The sequence below is a fragment of the Gordonia sp. SCSIO 19800 genome, from assembly GCF_018132775.1.
GTDB lineage: Bacteria > Actinomycetota > Actinomycetes > Mycobacteriales > Mycobacteriaceae > Gordonia > Gordonia hongkongensis.
Window position 1 is genome coordinate 287,372 of the sequence record NZ_JAGRQM010000003.1, and the last position, 18,210, is coordinate 305,581.

Consider the following 18,210-nt stretch of genomic DNA (forward strand, 5'->3'; position numbering starts at 1 on the left):
TTGGTGCTTCCGGTTCTTTTGTGGGGCTGGTCTGGGGTGGGGCAGTACGTCAGGCCCGGCACAAGGCCTTCAGGTTCTGCTGCGAGGTGAAAGCGGAAATAGTCACCGATCCGTCGCCGGCGAGCTTCGCCAGGTATGTGCCCTCGTACTGAACGGCTTCGTCCGGGTACCTCGTGGCCAGGTCGCCAAGTGCGGCAACAGCTTCCAGGCCGCCGGCAGGACCACGGGAGTTGATCAGATTCCTGGTTCGGTACAAGTCCGAGACTTGCTGCCACGCGTCGCAGACATCCTGCTTCGTCGGGGTGGCGTTCCCATCCGACGCGCTTCTGGGCTCCTCGACCGTGACCTGCGCGCCGTCGGGCCGCTTGCACCGGATGACCGGCTCGCCCGCCTCGGTTTCCGCGGCACCGAGGATGTTGCATCCCCATACGTCGATCTGAGCCCCGCGATCACCGCGTTGGGTACGAGGATCGTCGACGTAACGTTCGACGAGCCGGAGCGCGGTCTGACAATCAACACCCCTGGCGACGACCCGAAGCTTCGGGAAATCGGCTGTGGGCCCGCAGTTGTCGGCCTCGTCCTGCGAAGCCGGTTTCGGCAGGCACATGCACAGGGTGAGAGTCTTGACTGTACCGCTGGCAACATCGCCGTCGTAGGAAACCTTGAGCGCGATACCGCGGGGTTCATCTGCGGCGAAATGTGCTGTGGACGTGGCCTTGTCGTCACGAACCGGCTCGCCGAACAGTTCGACGACGCGACTCATCGGAGTGCCGACCGTCACCCCGTCGACTGTCGTGACCGCCGATCCGAGCGGGCGGATCTCGACCAGGACGCCGTCGGCGAATACCCACTCGCAGTCCCGCCAGCGCACGACTACGCGGTCGCCGTCCACGGTTCCCGTGGACAGCTCCGGGAAGCCAGGTGTCGTCGCTCGGATCTCGTCGGCCCGAGACCCCAGGTTGACCCCGGCCAGGCCGGTGTTGGTCAGCTTCGCCGACGCCGAGTCGGCGTCACGGGCGGCGGTGATCCGTGCGGCGAGCTGCTGCGAGTTGTCTGCCGTGATGTACACACCGCCGCCCTCGCGGGCGATGCACTCCAGCTGGGTGTTTGTCGCACGAAAGCCGATGGTGCTGATCGTGACGTCGGGGTAGCGAGCGCGCAGCTGCTGGGCCGTGTCGCAGGGATCGGGCGGGCAGTTTGCCTCTCCATCGGAGACCAGAACGACGGACCCTCCGCTGCCCGCCAGCAGCTCGACACCTTGGGTGAGAGCCTTCGATAGCGGGGTCCATCCCTGGGCCTCGACACCGGCGATGGCTTCGGTTGCTGCCCCCTTGTCGATGGGTGCCAGATCCATGATCGTCGTGACGTCCTGGCAGCCGGCCGCCTGGCGCGTCGTTTTCGCGCTGAGCGTGTTCCCGTAGGCGACGAGTCCGAACGGTGTGCCGTCGGGGAGGCCCGTCGCAAAATCCGTCACGGCGGCGCGTGCAGCGTCGATGCGGGGGCCGGGAGCGTCGGCAGTCAGCATCGACTCTGATCCGTCGAGCACGACCACGACAGGGGAGGTGTCGGCGGACGCGGTCGTGCTCTCCGACGGGGAGCTCGGGCTGCCGTCGCCCGACGTGCTACATGCGGCCACAAGGAGACAGAGGATGGCCAGAGAGCCCAACCGGGCGGATAGCGTCACCTGAGAATCGTAGTCAGGCACCGTCGTCCCACGAGCCCCGTGAAGACAGAGTTCGTCCGATCAGGTGACACCGAGTCTCGCTGTGCTTCAGGCGAGTTCGGACATTTCCCGGCGAAGGGCCAGACTGAATCCGCGCCGACTCGGGCGCGAAGGCAGGCGGTCGTGCCTCCGGTTCAGAACGGCCGCGCGGGCAGAACTACTGGTCTGTCATCGGGTCGGTATTCGGTCTATCTGAACTGCGGCGCGTTTCAGATGAGCAAGCAAGCAGAACCTGTCCGTCTTGGGGAGCTCGTCTGGCACGCCGATAGGCACTTTGATGGAACCGCGAGGCGGTGCCTGGCTTAACTCGGCACTGGACCTCTTCGGATCGTCATGATGGTGCCCCCACCAGGGCTCGAACCTGGGACCTGCGGATTAAAAGTCCGTAGCTCTACCAACTGAGCTATAGGGGCAGGGCCCCGGCGAGCCGGGGCGTCGATGAGTTTACAACGTGTGCAAACGGTGCGAACGTGACCCTCGGTGTGCGTGTCGTCGAGCTGGTCGCGATGCTTCGTTTATGGGGCTGACCAGTCGATTTGTGGTTTGCGCGAGACCTGTCATAAGCTATGCGAGCTCCCAACGGAGAACACGACCGGCCCCCTTCGTCTAGCGGCCTAGGACGCCGCCCTTTCAAGGCGGTAGCGCGGGTTCGAATCCCGTAGGGGGTACGCCTGCGCGGCACTCGGCAACGAGGACCGCGCAGATAATTTAACAAGGCCCTGTGGCGCAGTTGGTTAGCGCGCCGCCCTGTCACGGCGGAGGTCGCGGGTTCGAGTCCCGTCAGGGTCGCCAAAGGTTTCGGTTCATCGTCAACCGGTACCTTCCGGCCAGGTAGCTCAGTTGGTACGAGCGTCCGCCTGAAAAGCGGAAGGTCGTCGGTTCGATCCCGACTCTGGCCACCACAACGATCCCCAGCAGTCTGAGACTGCTGGGGATTCTTTGTTCGAGCGAACGCTGGACGTGTGAGACGCGAAGGTTCGAGCCGTGATTGTGGTCCGAATCGCAACGGCCACAACGGATTCACCCGATCGTACGACGCACGCGAGGTGCGAAATCTCCGTGACGCGGGCATGATGGTCCGGTGAACGCGATACCGGGGGGTACGCCGCGTCTACCCTCACATGCCCAATTCCCGGAACAACCCAGCCACGGCTCGGCGCGGCATACTGCCGACGCCGAGAGTTCCAGCCCACCGACCTACCGGTACGAGTACAAAGACCCGTACGCACCCATGTCGACCGCCAAACAAGTGGTGCTCGGGTGCGCGATCTCGTTGGTGCTCATCGCCTTTGCGGTGGCGGCGTTCCTCATCGGGCAAGGGTGAGGTTCTCGATGTAGGTCGCCAGGTGGTTTCGACTCGGCGCCTCGCTCCGCTCGGTGCCGGCTCAACCAGCGGGGGGGTGGGCGGCTCGCCCAGCGGCTCGGTGCCGGCTCAACCAGCGGGGGGGGTGGGCGGCTCGCCCAGCGGCTCGGTGCCGGCTCAACCAGCGGGGGGTGGGCGGCTCGCCCAGCGGCTCGGTGCCGGCTCAACCAGCGGGGGGTGGGCGGCTCGTTGCCGGCTCAACCAGCTGGGAGTGGGCGGCTCGCCCAGCGGCTCGTTGCCGGCTCAACCAGCTGGGGTGGCGGCTCGTTGCCGGTTCAACCAGCGGCCGGCTGCTAGTTCGACCAGCGCGGGGTCGAGGGGGTGATTGCTCGGCCCCGCGCTGGACTTGTCGGCGGCTCCGCCGAGAGGCGAGGAGCCGGCGCGACCGCCAAGTGGCTCGGTAGGGACGTTGGATACGTTGTCGTCGGTCGGCTTTCAGCTGTCAGGCTGCCGCACCGGACTCGGCGTCGCTCGAATCAGACGAGGTGTCACTATCGGTGTCTGACACGTCTGAGGTGTACTCGGCCGGAGTCGATGTGTCGGCATCGGAGCTTGTGTCAGACGGCTCCGAGTCCTCCGACTCGGGCTCTGCGGAGTGCCGTCCGCTGCCGGTGAGGCGGTGCCGCCCGCCCTCAGACGGGGTCGATTCCGGAGTTGTGTCCGAGTCTGCGTTCTCGTTCTCGGGTGCGCGATGGCGTCCTCCGGACGGGGTCACCTCGGCGGGGGCGTCAGAGCTCTCGATCTCGGCTGGCGCGGGCGACTCGGTCAGCGGTTCGCCCAGGTCCGCCGGTTCCGCGAGACGCGCGGTGACCGCGTCCTCGTCGTCGGTCGACGAAGACTCCACCGGCACCGCGGCGTTCGACTCGGTCGGCGTCACCAGCGGGTAGAAAGCGTTGTTGACCGCGTCCCACCGCTCGAGATCGGCAGCGCTCGGTTCGATGCCCACCGCGTCGTTGAGGATCATCGCGACCAACGTGAGCGGGTGGTGTTTCGGCTGATAGACGACGTACGTCGTATTGCCGTCGCGGCTTTTCATCGTCGTCGGCGCTGTGGTGTAGTCGATGAGATTGCCGTAGTTCTCTTCGCCCAGGCCCGAATGGATCGCGATGAAGCCGGCCGCGTTGACGAGCAGGGAACTCACCGGCCTGAGCGTTCGCCACTGGAAGTTGGCAACCGGATCGCCGACCACGATGACGGAAACCACGGGGAGATCGTCGCCGGTGGCGCCGGGATCGCGGGCTCCGTTGCTCTCGGCGCCGAACAGTTCGAACACTGAACCGACGACGTTGTTGTCGGCCCACGCCTTCAGGCCCCACGGGCTCCGCGGATCGGAGATGAGCAGGATCGTCGAGTTGTCGACGTCGATCCCGTTCGGCTGACCGACCGCGATCTCCGCAGCATTGCCCAGGGCTTCGGCGCCTTGCGAGTAGCCGGTGTAGACGACGTACGGCTGCCCCTCGGTCTGCTGTGCGAACGCCCGCATGACTTTGAGGTTGTTGTCGACGGCGACATCCCGAGAGGCGTCGTAACTCGGGGCGAAGAGCGGCAGAACTGCGCCGGACCGGCCCGAGACAATGGGGCCTAGTGCTTCGGGGTACTCGATGACCAAGACCTGACGACCGGCACGGAGTCCCCTGATGCGCGGGAACAGGGTGCCGTCGTCGGTTCCGGGGGTCACTACCACGATTGTGTCCCCGTTGACATGAGGGAACGTCGTCGACAGCCAGTCCGGACCGAGCCCGTCGTCGGGTTCCGCGGGTCGGAACACGCCGTCGTCGTTCAGTCCCTCGATGGTGGCCAGGGTCTCGGCCGAAATCACCGGCGCGGCCGACGCGGTTGTGGGCAGTGCAGTCGGTACGACCATGCCGAGGCACAGCGCGCAACCCACCGTGGACGCGCGCAGCGTCCGTCGAAATCCGTTCATGTCTTCCCGCCCTTGCCCCCGCCGCCGACCTGATCACCGGCCATTGGCATGTTTGATTCGGTCTCCACGATCGTGAAACCACGTCAAATGTTCGCAGCCGCAAGGAAGAAGGACAAGTTACCGGCTAGTTTTCACCCGATCAGGGGAACGCTCGTGTTTGTCAGAACGGGGGTGGGTCCAACCGGTCGAGTTCTTCGCGGGCTCGCTTGTTTCGGGCGCGTTCTTGTCGCCGGCGGGCCAGTTTGGCGTCCAGTCGGCTGTGCGTGCGCTCCGGGTTGACGGCGGTGATCACCCGTGGGGTGGGTGGGGCTTGGGCGGCTTGTTCGAACCGGATACGCCGCAGGTTGGGGAAGGTGTCTTCCAGGGTTTCGGCGTCGCCGGGCAGGGTGACCCCTTCGGGGGTCTCGTATTCGGTGACCAGGCGTCCGTCGTCGTCGCGGTATTGCACATCGACCCAGTCCCCGTGGGTTTTGAACAGGTGACCGGGACGGCATTTCGCGTTGAGGTTCTCACTCGACGTCGCCCCACCCCGGGAAGGGTCGATGTGGTCGTACTCGGCGACATGGTCGAGATCGCACGCGAATGCCGAACGCGTGCAGCCGGGTTCGGTGCAGTAGCCGTCCCGGACTCGCACGAAGTCGGCGCACGACGTGGTGGGCCGGTACCCGTTGCCGGGGTGCGTCGCCGGGTAGACCACCGCGACACTCGCGGTGGTCTCGACGGGTCGATCGGGTTCGGCTGCGTCCGTTTTATTTCCGCCGCGGGTGCCGGTCGTGGCGGCGTCTGCTCGGGTGTCCTCGGCTGGTGCCGGGCGCTGGGCGGTCCGCCGCTGGTCGGCGTCGTTGTTGCTGGGGGCCACGTAGGTGGGTTGGGTGCGGGCGGGGGTGACCGGGCTGAGGGTGGCGTCGGGGCGGGCGGCGAGGTCACGGACGTGTTCGTCGCTGATGATGCCGTGTTCGTCGAGGAACCCGACCCCGGGTGCCCCGGCCAGGGTGGTGGCATCGGTGACGACATGGATCACGACTTCGGCGCGGACCGCGTCGAGGACGTTTTGTGGGTCCGGGATGTCGGCGGTGCAGGGCTGTTCATCGTCGCACTGGCAGTCGAAGCTGGTGCGGGTCAACAGCGCGAACATCGCATCGGATCGTCGTATCCCCTGGGTGCGGCCATCCCGCTTGCAGACCGAGTCGGCGAGGATGGCGACGGCTTTGGCCGAGATCCGCACGTTCTCCGCCGACATCACCGCGGTGAGTTCGGCGGTGCCGTCGGGCAGTTCGTGGGTCCATACCCCACGTTGATCCATGGCGTCTTTGCGGCGTTGCCGTACCGCGTCGGGGTCGTGGCGGAAGACCAGGCGGTCGACCATGTCGCGCAGGCGCGCTCGGTCCCACACACCTGTGCGGCGGCGCACGGTGTCGGCGATCTCGGCATCCAACGCGGGGGTGATGGGGTCATCGGTGGGGATCAGTTCGGTGCGGGAGATGACCAACCGGATCTGCCACTGCGCCAGGACCCCGTCACGCAGGGTGTCGGCAACCTCGGGGAGCCGGTCGCGTAGCGCGATCGCCTCATCGATCAGGGTTTCGGCGTGGCGGCGGGACACCCCGGCTTGGCGGGCGATGCGGGCCGCGCAGTCGGCATGGCCGTCCATCACGAACCCGGACGCGCTGGTGGTGATCAGGCGGTCGGTCATCGCCGCGATCGTCTGATAGCGGTGCCAGGCGAGGTAGGACTCGCCGCGACGGGTGGCGTCGAGGCCGGCCATCAACATGACCATGTCGGTCTCTGCTGCGTGGGCAGGATCGACCCCGGCGACGAACTCGCCCGGTAGATCGGTCCAAGCCTTCACCACGCCCCCCGACGCCTGTCCGACCCACCCCTTTCCGGGGTGTGTTCTGTTACCAACCAATCTAAACCCGACCACCGACAAAGACCGGAGGGTCGACTCGCTGGGCGGTCTGGTAGTCAGAAGTATTGGTGTGCAGACCGATTCGTGGGATTTGGCCTGGAGCGGCCCGGTTCGTCTGGTCGCCAAGTGGTTTCGACACGGCGACTCGCCTAGCGGCTCGTTGCCGGCTCAACCAGCGGGGGTGGGCGACTCGCCTAGCGGCTCGTTGCCGGCTCGACCGGCGGAGGGGGGCGCCGGCTCGACCAGCGGAGGGCAGGGGTGGTCGCCAGGTGGCTTCGACACGGCTACTCGCCTAGCGGCTCGTTGCCGGCTCAACCAGCGGAGGGGGCGCCGGCTCAACCAGCGGGGGTGGGCGACTCGCCTAGCGGCTCGTTGCCGGCTCAACCAGCGGAGGGGGCGCCGGCTCAACCAGCGGAGGGGTGCCGGCTCGACCAGCGGCAACGGCCCAATCGTGCCGCTTCCGTTCGTCGGACCGGCCATACTCATTTGATGAGAACTCGCACGACCAGGGTGGTCGTCCGCAGCGTGTACGGTACCGCCGCCGTCGAGTGGTTCTTGATCCTCGCGATCGCGACGATCATCGTCACGCGCCTGTATCTGCACCTCACCGGGTATCCGCAGGTCGGAAGCGGAACACTGCACATCGCGCACGCGCTGTGGGGTGGCGCGCTGATGATGCTGGCGCTCATCACCGGATGGCTGTTCCTCGGGGCGACGGCGCGGATCATCGCGATCGTGCTGGGCGGTATAGGTTTCGGGTTGTTTCTCGACGAGGTCGGCAAGTTCGTCACCCGCTCCAACGACTACTTCTACGGGCCGTCGGCGGAGATCATGTACGTGCTCGTCGTGATGATCCTGTTGATCAGCCGCGTCGTTCGGGATGTCAAGCGGCCCACCGGCGCCGAGGCGCTCGCCAATGCGGCGGTCATCGCGGCCGACGGTGTCGCGCACGGGCTTCCGGAACGTCGTCGACGGCAGGCCGAAGAGTTTCTCGTGGTGGCCGAGGGCAAGGGGCTCGACGCCGAGACGATCGGTCACATCCGAGCGCTCCTCGAATCGAGCGAGGGTACGCCGGACCGGTTGATGCGACTCCGCGACCGGGCGGTCGCCCTGATCCCGGACTTCTTCCGCAGTCCCCGATGGATTCCGGTCGTCGGGTGGGGGTTGGTCATCGCGTCCGCACTCACCGTCATCGTCGGCGTGCTGAGCTTCTACTTCTCCGGAGACCGCAGCGAAGAACTCGACATCTACATCGAACTCACCGGCAGCACGCCCGCCACCTGGATTCTGTTGATCAGCGGGATCGCGACACTCGCCCTGGCGCTTCCGGCGATGGTCGCGCGCCGGCGCGGTGTGGAGCCGGCCGGGCCGCTACGAGGGCTGCGTATCGCCGCCCTGGTGTTCATGCTGTCGAACGCTCTCGTCGACTTCGCGCTCGAGGGCTTCGGTGCCCTGTACAACCTCGCCCTGGGCTTGTTCGCCCTCAGCATCGTGAGTTTCCACCTCGCGCAGGCGTCCGTCGCGTCGGACGGCAGTCGTGATCAACTGAGGGTGTGACTCATCTCGATCGGACTGTGGCTGCCGCGCGTGTCGAGGGCTTCGACCGGCGGACCGCGGACGTCCCGGGCGCACGGGCCGCCTCGGTCGTCCTTGCGGTAGCGGAGAAGGACGGCCGTCAGGGGATCTGGCTGTGCAAGCGTCCCACGACGATGCGACGCCACGCCGCCCAGTTCGCACTCCCCGGTGGCCGGCTCGACCCCGGTGAGGACCATGTCACGGCCGGCCTACGCGAACTCGACGAAGAACTCGGCATCCAGCTGCCGCCGAGCTCGGTGCTCGGGGCGCTCGACGACTATCCGACGCGCTCGGGTTTCGTGATCACCCCGATCGTCTGCTGGGCCGAGGAATACCAGGAGCCGACGCCCAATCCCGACGAGGTGGCGCTGCTGTTCTTCGTCACCTTTGAGGAACTTCTCGTCGAACCGCGGTTCCTCACGATCCCGCAGTCGGATCTCCCGGTCATCCAGTTGCCCATCGTCGGCTCCCTCGTCCACGCCCCGACCGCCGCGGTGATCTACCAGTTCGCCGAGGTGGTCCTGCGGAACCGGCAGACACGGGTCGACGGCTTCGAGCAGCCGGTCTTCGCCTGGAAATAGCCGCTCAGCCGGTGACGAGTCGCTGCTCGGCCCGACGCACGTAGGGCCGGGCTCCCGTGTCGCGGGCCACCCGGACGGCATCCTGCAGGTCGGCGGTTCCATCCAGCCCGACGACCTCGCGCGCGGTTCCGCGGTACAGCGTCGCGGGTCCCAGACACACGAGTCCGGGCCATTGCACCACCAGGCCCGACGACCAGTCGGCGGTGAACGGCTCGATGCGGCGGCAGATCTCACCAGCGGCGTCGCGGTGACGGGAATCGCGTGAGACCGCGTAGAGCGTCTCGATGAGCAGTGGAACGCGCGCCACCACGCGCGAACCGGCCCACTGGTCGGCGTCCGCGGTCAGCTCCGTCGCGAGTTCGAGGGCACGGTCGAGGTCGCCGCTCTCGGCGGCGCCCAGTGCGATCACCAGGGTGAAATCCTCGTCCACCTCTTCCGCGAGCGCATCGAACGGCGGTAACGCCGAGGCGAGCTCGCCGCGGTGCCACGCGGCGATCGACGCGCTGGTCGCCATCGACGACTCGGCGAGAAGTCGTGCACGGTCGGACAGCCCGCCGACCGTCGCAGCGAACCTCGCGGTCAGTGCCGTGCTGGTGTCGTAGTCGCCACGTAACAGCGCGATCATCACCTGCCACCACAACTGCATCGTCTCCACATCGGTACCGCCGATACGTTCGGCGAGCCGGGTGAACTCGGTGGACAGGCGTCGCGCCAGACGCAGATCAGCCGCCTCCACCGCGCAGACACGTTGCAGATGCAGCGCGGTGGCGCGTTTGTGGAGGTCGCCGGCCGACAGTTCGTACAGCTCCCGGGCGATCTTGCGTCGATCCGCCAGACGGTCGGGAACCCACCGGACGAGGAACTCGGCGAGGTCGATCTCGAAATCCACGGCACCGCTGTCGTGGACGACACGTGCGGCACCGAGATGGTCGTCGGCGCCCGGCAAGCCGAGGACGGTCAACCGGGCTGCCTCCGATGCGTGAAGGCGCGCAACCACTTCGGGGTCCAAGGCCTCGCCGTGCGTCAGTGCCTCGCGGGCGAGAGCGGCATGGTCGGTCTGGACGACGCCGTAACCGGACCAGTATCCCGCGACCCCGTTCGGTGCCGACAGCAGTGCGGTCTCGGCGAGCGCGGGCCAATCCCGCGTCAGCCGACTCACCGTCGCCGCCGATTCGAAAGAGTCCGCAGCCGAATCGAACTCCCCGATGCGCAGCGCGGCGGTGCCGGCGATCCGGCGCAATTCGACGGTCGAGTCGGGGTCGAGTCCGGGCAGACCGAGCCCACGTCGTGCCAGGTCGAGCGCACGATGATCGGCCGTTGCCGAGAGTGCGCGGTGAGCCGCCCCGATGCATGTGCGAGCGGCGACGGCGGTCGAGTCCTCGTCGACGGCGCACTCGACGCGGTGCACGGCCAGTGACTCGAGATCGTCGGGACGCACCGCTTCGAACGCAGCGGCGAGCCGCGCGTGCGCCTCGATCCGTTGCTCGCGCGAGAGGTGGTCGGCGAGACCCTTCGTGACGCTCGCAAGCTCGCTCCTCAGGGGGCTGGTGGTGACGCTCGCAAGCTCGCTCCTCAGGGGGCTGGTGGTGACGCTCGCAAGCTCGCTCCTCAGGGGGCTGGTGGTGACGCTCGCAAGCTCGCTCCTCAGGGGGCTGGTGGTGACGCTCGCAAGCTCGCTCCTCAGGGGGCTGGTGGTGACGCTCGCAAGCTCGCTCCTCAGGGGGCTGGTGGTGACGCTCGCAAGCTCGCTCCTCAGGGGGCTGATGAGCCCGCTGCGGACTGCCTCGTCGGCCACGCCCTGACCGAGGGTGCGGGCCACCTCGGTGAACACATCGTCGGGGAGATCGCCGCCTGCGATCGTCACGGCCGTGACCAGCGCACGAGCGGCAGGGGAGAGATCGTCGAACCGCGTCGAGTACATCGATCGGGCGGGATGGTCCCGGTCCGGCGGCGCCCCGGTTCTGGCGATGGTGCACAGTTGTTGCGCCACAGCAGGATTGCCGAATGACTGCGCGACCAGCGCGTCAGCGTCGACCCGGCCCGTGTCACCGAGCTGCTCGAGACGCCGAACGATCAGCGCGCGCATGTCGTCGGAGCCGAGTTCGGTCAGACGCACCTCGGCGACCGGCCCGTGCCGGTTCAGTGTCGACCGGAGGATCTCGACGGGCTCGGCGTCGGGGTCGCGGCAGGTGACCAGGACCGTCATCGGTGCCTGTCCGATACCTGCAAGCACGCGTCCCAGCACAAGAGCCGAGTCGGCGTCGAGCCACTGGGCGTCGTCGACGAGTAACACCGACCGCCCGTGCTCGGCGACGTCGGACCAGATGCGGGCGGTGAGGTCGGCGACGATTCGCGCCGTCGGGACGGAGACCGGGGACTCGCCGAAGAGTTCTTCGAGGCCGCCGAACGTCGGTCCGGGCGGGCCGGGTCGGCCGATGAAGCGGCGGGCCACGGCACTGTGCCGTGCGATGAGGTGCTCGACCAGCGCGGTCTTCCCGATGCCCGACGGGCCGATGAGGACCACACCCGCGGGACGGTCCGCGCCGGTTTGCCAGACCTGTTCGAGCACTGCGTGTTCGGCGACTCGGCCGATGAGTTCGCGTACCGGCTGCGGCGTGGCGGAGGTGGCGGAGAGCGGCGAGACCGCGGGAGACGGGTCGAGCAGGTCGTCTTCCAGCGCGATCGTGTCGGGATGCGGATCGAGACCCAGGTCGTCACGGAGGGCCTGCCGGAGTCGGCGCAGTACGCCGAGGGCGTCGACCGTGCGTCCGTCGTCGTGCAGCGCACGAGCGAGGGTCCGCGCGGCGCCCTCGCGGTAGGGGTCCCGTTGACAGAGCGGCGTCAGCAACGCGACCGAGCGACGGTACTCGCCGACCGTGCGCAGCGCGTCGGCTGCGGTCTCGGTGAACTCGGCACGTATCTCCGCGAGCCGGACGAGTTCGGGTGCGATGTCGGCGATGTCGGCGATCTCCGGAAGCGGTTCGCCCCGCCATAGTTCGAGCGCTCGGCACAACACCTCTGCGCCGGCCCGGGGGTCGGACCGGACGAGCTGCAATCCCTCCTGGCCGAACTGGTCCAGCAGATCGAGGTCGGTGACTGCGCCGTCGCAGTGCAGTAGGTATCCCGCGGGGACGGTGTCGATGCGGACGACGCCGGTCGGGGCCAGCGAGCGTCGAAGCCGGGACACGTATCCGTGCAGTGTGCTCGCCGCCGACGCCGGTGGACGACCACGCCACAGGAGCTCGGTCACCCGCTCAGGCGAGCACGCGGTCCGTTCCGCGGCGAGGATGGCAAGCAGCTCGGCGTGCTTGCGGGCTGTCATCGGGATCGGCGACCCGTCGGCAGCCGTGACCGACAGTGGACCCAGGACCCGGATCGCCAGATGTGGTTCAGAAGCCAACTCACGCGCCGTTCGTCGGGTCGCACCAGTCGCGCACAAGGCTAACACCAGCGCGGGTTGTCAGCGTTGCCGTCATGACAACCACTGCACACACCCAGAACCAGAACCACGACGCGTCGGATGGCGACACACCCGGCCCGTTTCGCAGCCCGAGCTGGCCGGTCCTACGCCGTGTCAGCGGCGGCGCCCTGACCCTCGGCGGAGTCGCCTGTATCGCCGGCGGGACGTTGCATCCCATCGTCGACGGCGAGGCCCACTCCGTGGAGGCGCTTCAAGCGGCGGGCTCACCGTGGGCGCAGATCCTGCTCGCCGTCGGCACGACGCTGCTACTGCTCGGCCTGCCCGGGATGTACGCGTGGCTGGCACCCCGGATCGGGATCGCCGGGCTGATCGGCCTCGTCGCCTACGCGGTCGGCAATCTCGTCACCGCGACCGGGCACCTCATCGTCGAGCTGTTCGTCGCGTACCCGTTCGCGAATGACCCGGACAAGGCCGCGCTCATCGCCGCCGACGACTCGATGCTGGGCACCACCGCTTTCGCGCTGCTCAACACGGTCGGCGGGCTCGTGATGCTGGTCGGTATGGGGATGTTCGGCGGCAGCCTCATCCGCAACCGGGCGGTCCCGCTCTGGATCGGCATCCTCACCGTCGTCGGCATGGTCGGTTTCATGCTGCCGATTCCCGCGGTCGCCGGGATCTCGGGATTCATCTACGAGGCGCCGCGTGGAATCGCCATCGCCGCGATCGGAGCACTGATGGTTCGCCGGTGATGTAGATCACAACACCGGTGGGGATGAAATCGGACCGCGGTCCGGTTAGTGTCTGGTGATGGGTCGCGAAGGCCCACCAGCCATCGATCGAGACCCGAAACGAAAATTCCTGGAAGGACCACGACATGACCTCCGCCACCACCGTCAAGGCACCCATCCCCGCCGGCACCTGGACCATCGACACCGTGCACTCCGCGGTGAACTTCTCCGTGAAGCACCTCATGGTCAGCAAGGTCCGCGGCAGCTTCGACACCTTCTCCGGCACCATCACCGTCGACGAGAACGGCACCCCCGCCGTCCAGGCCGAGATCGACGTCACCTCGATCAACACCCGCAACGAGCAGCGCGACGGCCACATCAAGTCCGCTGACTTCTTCGACGCCGAGAAGTACCCGAAGGCCACCTTCGTCTCCACCGGCGTCCGCCAGAACGGCGACGACTACCTCCTCGACGGCGACTTCACCCTCAAGGGCGTCACCAAGCCCGTCACGCTCGAGCTCGAGTTCGAGGGCACCAACCCCGGCATGGGCCAGGGCGCCGTCGCCGGCTTCGAGGCGAAGGTCGTCATCAACCGCAAGGACTTCGGCATCGACATCGAGATGCCGCTCGAGGGCGGTGGCGTCGTCGTCGGCGACAAGATCACCATCACGCTCGAGATCGAGGCCCTGCAGGCCTGATCCGCACGATCCCCGGTCGGACTCACCGCAACCCCCGAGTCCGGTCGGCCGATGGACCGGCACCGCGCTGACCCCGCGGCGGTGCCGGTCCATTCGTTTTCCCGCCAATTGAGCCGGCACCGAGCGTAGCCGCCGGGCCGAGCAAGCGACGAAGGAGCGCGTCGAGGTCGAGGCGCCGACTCGAAGCCACTCAGCTCGCGACAAGGGTCGTTGGACACCTCTGCGACAGCTGCTCCTTCGGTAGGCTTCGGGGAACGCCGTCAGGCAGGAGAAGCCGATGGGACGACCACGCCGGACCCGTCGTGGTGTGCCGTGGACACGTCTGCGTCGACGCACCGCGGGTTTCTTGTGGGGCACCTCGACGGTTCCGAGCCCCCGGGGATGGGCCCGGATCGGCCCGCCCATGCGCAGCAAGATCGCCCTGCACGCCACCGTCACCGCGATGACCGCCGTGATCGCCAGCAATACCGTGATCGGCGTCGAGACCTTCTTGCTCGTCCAACTCGCCTTCAACGGCGGCCAACTCACCTTCGACGAGACGCTGGGCGCGCCGAATTTTCCCGTGGTCGTGGGTGCGATCATCGTCGGCATCCTGACGAATCTGCTGCTGGGGATGCTGGCGGTCCGGCCCCAGCTGCGCTGGTTCATCAGCTGTCAACCCGCCGACCATGCCCGTCGACGCGCCGTACAGCGGATACCGATCGTGCAGCTCGGAGTCACGGTCGTCTCCTGGAGCGCCGCGGCGCTGTTCTACGTGTTCATCGCCGAAGAGCTCACGACCGCGACCGTCGCCGGCGTCGCGGTCGCCTTCGCGCTGGCCGGTATGTCGAGTGCCTGTCTCACCTATCTGTTCGCCGAACGCGCGGCCCGCCCTCTGGCCGTCGTCGTCCTCGAGGACTTCCCCACGAACCACGTCATGAACGGTGTGCGCGTGCGGATGCTGGCCGTGTGGGCGGTGAGCTCGGCGGTACCGATGGTCGGTTTGTTGACGGTCAACGCGGGGCGCTGGACCGGTCTGCTGCCCGATGTCCACGGCGCGGTCGACTGGACGACCGTGACCCTCTGCCTGGTGGGCCTCGCATCCGGAGCCCGTGTCATCGCGCTTGTGGGACAGGCGATCACCGATCCGCTGACGGAGATGCGCCGGGCGGTGCACCGCGTGGACCACGGCGACTACAAGGCTCGCGTGCCCGTGTACGACTCCTCGGAACTCGGTGTGCTGCAACACGGTTTCAACAGAATGGTCGAGGGTCTCGCCGAACGGGACCGCATGCGTGAGATATTCGCGCGACACGTCGGCGACACCGTGGCCGAGCTCGCGATCTCCGACGGTGTCGGCATGCACGGCACCAACACTCGCGTCGGTGTCCTGTTCGTCGACATCGTCGGATCGACGGGGCTGGCGCAGCAGCGTAGTCCGGACGACACGGCCGCCCTGCTCAATGCCTTCTTCAGCATCGTCGCCGACGTCGTCGATCAACATTCGGGCTTCGTCAACAAATTCGAGGGCGACGCCGCGCTCGCCGTCTTCGGCGCGCCCGTCGAGATCGACGACCCCGCGGGCGCCGCGCTCGGCGCCGCCCGCGACCTCGCCGACCGGCTCGCCAGCAGCCTCGACATCCGTTGGGGGATCGGCGTTTCCTACGGGGAGGCGTTCGCTGGCAACATCGGCGCCGAACGACGCTACGAGTACACCGTCATAGGCGACCCGGTCAACGAGTGCGCACGGCTGTCCGACATGGCCAAGACCGGACGCATCCCGGCTCTTGCCAGCGGCGCGGCGATCGACGCCGCCGGCGAGGAAGCGCAGGAGTGGAAGCTGCTCGGCACGCGGATCATGCGTGGCCGTTCCGAGCCCACCGCCTTCCATGCGCCGATCGAACTCGTCGAGCGGTTGGGGACGTCGACCAACCTCATCGCGGAATTGCTACGGCCCGCACGTCGCATCGTCGGCGCCAACCCGTTGCGGCTGACCACGTTCTTCGGCGGGTGAAGCCTTCGCTGCGCTCGGCGGAAGAGATGAATCGTTGACGCCGTCCCTATGCGTCAATAGCGTGGGCCGCACGGTCCCGGTCAGGTTGCCGGGCATGACGACGCATCCCAGGGGGTCGCGATGAGTGGTTGGACGACAGCGGACGTGACGGACCAGACGGGCCGGACGTTCGTGGTGACCGGTGCCAACAGCGGACTCGGGTATCAGACCGCGAAGGTGCTCGTCCGCGCCGGTGCCGAGGTGGTGCTGGCGTGCCGCAACACTGCCAAGGCCGATGCTGTGGCGTCGGAGCTGGGGCCGAAGGCGACCGTCGCCAAACTGGACCTCGCCGACCTCGAATCCGTGCGCGCCTTCGCCGCCGGGGTGACCGGCGCCGACGTGCTGATCAACAACGCGGGACTGATGGCGGTCCCGTTCCGACGCACCACCGACGGTTTCGAGATGCAGATCGGCACCAATCATCTCGGCCATTTCGCCCTCACGGCGCTGCTGCTGCCGAAGATCACCGAACGGGTGGTCACCGTGTCGTCGACGATGCACCAGATCGGCGACATCCAGCTCGACGACCTGAACTGGGAACAACGCCGCTACCGGCGCTGGCGGGCGTACGGCGACTCCAAGATGGCCAACCTCATGTTCGGTAAGGAGCTCGCCGCACGGTTGGCGGCGGCCGGGTCGTCGAAGAAGTCGTTGATCGCCCATCCGGGTTACGCCTCAACGGAATTGCAGGGCAGAAGCGAGAACTTCTCCGACTTCTTCGCGAAACTGGGCAACAAGCTGCCGATCGCCCAGCCGGCGGCCGACGGGGCGCTGCCCCAGCTCTACGCGGCGACCCTGCCGGATGCGAAATCCGGGACGTTCTACGGGCCGACGCAGTTCTTCGGGATGCGCGGCGCCCCCGGACGTAGCGGGTACAAGAAGGCCGCCGACGACGTCGAGTTCCGGACCGCGCTCTGGGAGGAATCGGAGCGGCTCACGGGGGAGAAGTTCGATGTCGGGGCCGCCGGCTGAGGGCGGAGTCACCGCCTCGTCCGTTCCCATGATCGGACGAATGATGTTCGAGATAGGGAACTTCGGACGCTTGCGTGCCTTAGATTTCTCGGCATGATTCTCTCGAAACGCTCCTTGCGCATCGTCCTGGCCGGAGCGGCATGCATTGCCGGCGCGACCTTCTCCACCGTCGCGGCCCCGTCAGCCTCGGCTGAACCCACCGGTTGCGTCGCCGGGGCGGCCGTCGTCGCCGCCGCGTCCTACTGCAGTGGTGGTACGGGGGAGCACCGGGTGCAGGCTGCATGTCTGGACTCGACCATGGTCGCGACACTCACCAACGCAAACGGCCCCTGGCGCGCACCGGGGCAGCTGTCGGTCGTGACCATCGGCGCTCAGACGAACGTCGGGAAGTGCATACTCCCGGCTATTGCGATCACGGGCGTGCGGTGATCCTGGCGCGCACCCTGGTTGCCGGCGCCCTGTGCGTCGGCGGCGCCGCGCTGGCGACGGTGGCCGCGGCGCCGGCCTCGGCCGAACCCACCGGTTGCGTGGCGGGGTCGGCGATCGTCGTCTCGGCGTCGTACTGCAGTGGTGGTACCGGTGAGCACCGGGTGGAGGCGGGCTGCATCGTTCCGGCGCTCTACGCCACGACCTTCGAAGCGTATGGGCCCTGGAAGACCCCGGGGCAACTGTCGGTCGTGACCACCGGGGCGCCCACGAGAGCGGGGGAGTGCATTCTCCCCATTCAGGTCTTCGTCAGGGTGCGCTGAGGCGATTACTGCACGCTGAACGCGATGCTGTTCGACGCGCCCGAGATGGTGTCGGTGACGCGGATCGTGAAATCGCCTGCGCCCTTGAAGAAGTAGGACTTCACCGCGGTGCAGTCCTGGGTCTTGAACAGCGAGGCCTGCTTGGGGACCATGGGTCCGGACAGGCGGACCTCCATACGGCACTCGTTGCCGTCGACGATCGGCCCGGCGTCGATGATCGAGTTCCAGCGCACACCCAGGCGCGAGTTCTTCGGATAGGTGTTGGGCACCACGGCCGCAGTGTTGTTCGGTGTGTACACCCAGACGTTGATCGACTTGATGCCGTTCGGTGCGCCGGGGCGGCCGAGCTTGCCGTAGTGCGTGACCTTGTCGCCGCCGGACGAGCCGAGCGCGGCGCTGCCGGAGTCGAGGCTGCCGCTCGCGCTCCCGAAGAGTGTGTCGAGCGGGTTGGCGGTCGCCGGTGCGACGGGCAATGCCAATGCGGCGGTGGCGAGCAGGGCGGCGGCGATACGGGTGCGCTTCATCGACTTCTCTC

At 67.5% G+C, this 18,210-nt stretch carries 14 protein-coding genes and 4 tRNA genes; 12 read left to right on the forward strand and 6 right to left on the reverse strand.

The features are described from left to right. Positions 1-49: 49 nt before the first annotated feature. Together KB201_RS05295 and KB201_RS05300 are read right to left on the reverse strand one after the other, a co-directional pair. The gene (locus tag KB201_RS05295) at positions 50-1,684 is read right to left on the reverse strand and encodes a VWA domain-containing protein (protein ID WP_211538550.1); all 1,635 of its coding nucleotides are present in this window, start codon (positions 1,682-1,684) and stop codon (positions 50-52) included. A gap of 376 nt (positions 1,685-2,060) precedes the next feature. Beyond that, positions 2,061-2,136, reverse strand: a tRNA-Lys gene (locus tag KB201_RS05300). Between the two features lie 182 nt (positions 2,137-2,318). Here KB201_RS05300 and KB201_RS05305 point away from each other — a divergent pair. The 4 genes from KB201_RS05305 (at position 2,319) to KB201_RS05320 (ending at position 3,047) form a co-directional block, all read left to right on the forward strand. After that, positions 2,319-2,391, forward strand: a tRNA-Glu gene (locus KB201_RS05305). A gap of 47 nt (positions 2,392-2,438) precedes the next feature. Next, positions 2,439-2,515, forward strand: a tRNA-Asp gene (locus tag KB201_RS05310). Between the two features lie 33 nt (positions 2,516-2,548). Next, positions 2,549-2,625, forward strand: a tRNA-Phe gene (locus KB201_RS05315). Positions 2,626-2,804: 179 nt separating this feature from the next. Beyond that, positions 2,805-3,047 carry a hypothetical protein gene (locus KB201_RS05320; protein WP_065630940.1) on the forward strand — a complete coding sequence of 81 codons (243 nt, stop codon included), beginning with the start codon at positions 2,805-2,807 and terminating at the stop codon, positions 3,045-3,047. A gap of 481 nt (positions 3,048-3,528) precedes the next feature. On the opposite strand, the gene KB201_RS05325 is transcribed toward KB201_RS05320, so the two are convergent. Next, on the reverse strand, positions 3,529-5,010 hold the full coding sequence (locus tag KB201_RS05325) for a PE-PPE domain-containing protein (protein WP_065631732.1): 1,482 nt from the start codon (positions 5,008-5,010) through the stop codon (positions 3,529-3,531). Between the two features lie 160 nt (positions 5,011-5,170). Next, on the reverse strand, positions 5,171-6,862 hold the full coding sequence (locus KB201_RS05330) for a DUF222 domain-containing protein (RefSeq protein WP_307848040.1): 1,692 nt from the start codon (positions 6,860-6,862) through the stop codon (positions 5,171-5,173). 567 nt (positions 6,863-7,429) lie between these two features. On the opposite strand from KB201_RS05330, the gene KB201_RS05335 reads away from it, so the two are divergent. Together KB201_RS05335 and KB201_RS05340 are read left to right on the forward strand one after the other, a co-directional pair. Beyond that, positions 7,430-8,476: a hypothetical protein gene (locus KB201_RS05335; protein WP_211538575.1), complete on the forward strand. Its 1,047-nt coding sequence runs from the start codon at positions 7,430-7,432 to the stop codon at positions 8,474-8,476. Then, positions 8,473-9,075 (forward strand): CoA pyrophosphatase, encoded by a 603-nt coding sequence (locus KB201_RS05340; RefSeq protein ID WP_065631735.1) that lies wholly within the window; start codon positions 8,473-8,475, stop codon positions 9,073-9,075. The genes KB201_RS05335 and KB201_RS05340 overlap by 4 nt, the downstream gene beginning before the upstream one ends. 4 nt (positions 9,076-9,079) lie before the next feature. Here the strand turns inward: KB201_RS05340 and KB201_RS24780 are convergent, their stop codons facing one another. Next, on the reverse strand, positions 9,080-12,475 hold the full coding sequence (locus tag KB201_RS24780) for a BTAD domain-containing putative transcriptional regulator (protein WP_249145110.1): 3,396 nt from the start codon (positions 12,473-12,475) through the stop codon (positions 9,080-9,082). Positions 12,476-12,549: 74 nt separating this feature from the next. Here KB201_RS24780 and KB201_RS05350 point away from each other — a divergent pair, with 74 nt between their 5' ends. From KB201_RS05350 to KB201_RS05375, 6 genes are all read left to right on the forward strand, one after another. Further along, positions 12,550-13,245, forward strand: coding sequence for a hypothetical protein (locus KB201_RS05350; protein WP_165630437.1), 696 nt, complete (start codon positions 12,550-12,552; stop codon positions 13,243-13,245). A gap of 125 nt (positions 13,246-13,370) precedes the next feature. Next, positions 13,371-13,922, forward strand: a complete 552-nt coding sequence (locus KB201_RS05355; protein WP_065631738.1) for a YceI family protein — start codon at positions 13,371-13,373, stop codon at positions 13,920-13,922. Between the two features lie 277 nt (positions 13,923-14,199). Continuing rightward, on the forward strand, positions 14,200-15,915 hold the full coding sequence (locus KB201_RS05360; RefSeq protein ID WP_211538552.1) for an adenylate/guanylate cyclase domain-containing protein: 1,716 nt from the start codon (positions 14,200-14,202) through the stop codon (positions 15,913-15,915). Positions 15,916-16,035: 120 nt separating this feature from the next. Then, positions 16,036-16,926, forward strand: coding sequence for an oxidoreductase (locus KB201_RS05365; RefSeq protein WP_211538553.1), 891 nt, complete (start codon positions 16,036-16,038; stop codon positions 16,924-16,926). Positions 16,927-17,019: 93 nt separating this feature from the next. Beyond that, positions 17,020-17,355, forward strand: coding sequence for a hypothetical protein (locus KB201_RS05370; protein ID WP_211538554.1), 336 nt, complete (start codon positions 17,020-17,022; stop codon positions 17,353-17,355). After that, entirely contained in the window at positions 17,316-17,675 is a 360-nt protein-coding gene (locus KB201_RS05375) for a hypothetical protein (RefSeq protein WP_307848041.1), read from the forward strand. The genes KB201_RS05370 and KB201_RS05375 overlap by 40 nt, the downstream gene beginning before the upstream one ends. A gap of 5 nt (positions 17,676-17,680) precedes the next feature. Here KB201_RS05375 and KB201_RS05380 read toward each other — a convergent pair whose 3' ends face one another. Continuing rightward, positions 17,681-18,199 carry a hypothetical protein gene (locus KB201_RS05380; RefSeq protein ID WP_211538555.1) on the reverse strand — a complete coding sequence of 173 codons (519 nt, stop codon included), beginning with the start codon at positions 18,197-18,199 and terminating at the stop codon, positions 17,681-17,683. Positions 18,200-18,210 lie beyond the last annotated feature (11 nt).

What these genes read in the sequence shown, in the direction of transcription:
- KB201_RS05325 (WP_065631732.1), bottom strand. Translation starts at nt 5,010, where the DNA reads ATGAACGGATTTCGACGGACGCTGCGCGCGTCCACGGTGGGTTGCGCG.
- KB201_RS05350 (WP_165630437.1), top strand. Translation starts at nt 12,550, where the DNA reads ATGACAACCACTGCACACACCCAGAACCAGAACCACGACGCGTCGGAT.
- KB201_RS05355 (WP_065631738.1), top strand. Translation starts at nt 13,371, where the DNA reads ATGACCTCCGCCACCACCGTCAAGGCACCCATCCCCGCCGGCACCTGG.
- KB201_RS05360 (WP_211538552.1), top strand. Translation starts at nt 14,200, where the DNA reads ATGGGACGACCACGCCGGACCCGTCGTGGTGTGCCGTGGACACGTCTG.
- KB201_RS05365 (WP_211538553.1), top strand. Translation starts at nt 16,036, where the DNA reads ATGAGTGGTTGGACGACAGCGGACGTGACGGACCAGACGGGCCGGACG.
- KB201_RS05370 (WP_211538554.1), top strand. Translation starts at nt 17,020, where the DNA reads ATGATTCTCTCGAAACGCTCCTTGCGCATCGTCCTGGCCGGAGCGGCA.
- KB201_RS05380 (WP_211538555.1), bottom strand. Translation starts at nt 18,199, where the DNA reads ATGAAGCGCACCCGTATCGCCGCCGCCCTGCTCGCCACCGCCGCATTG.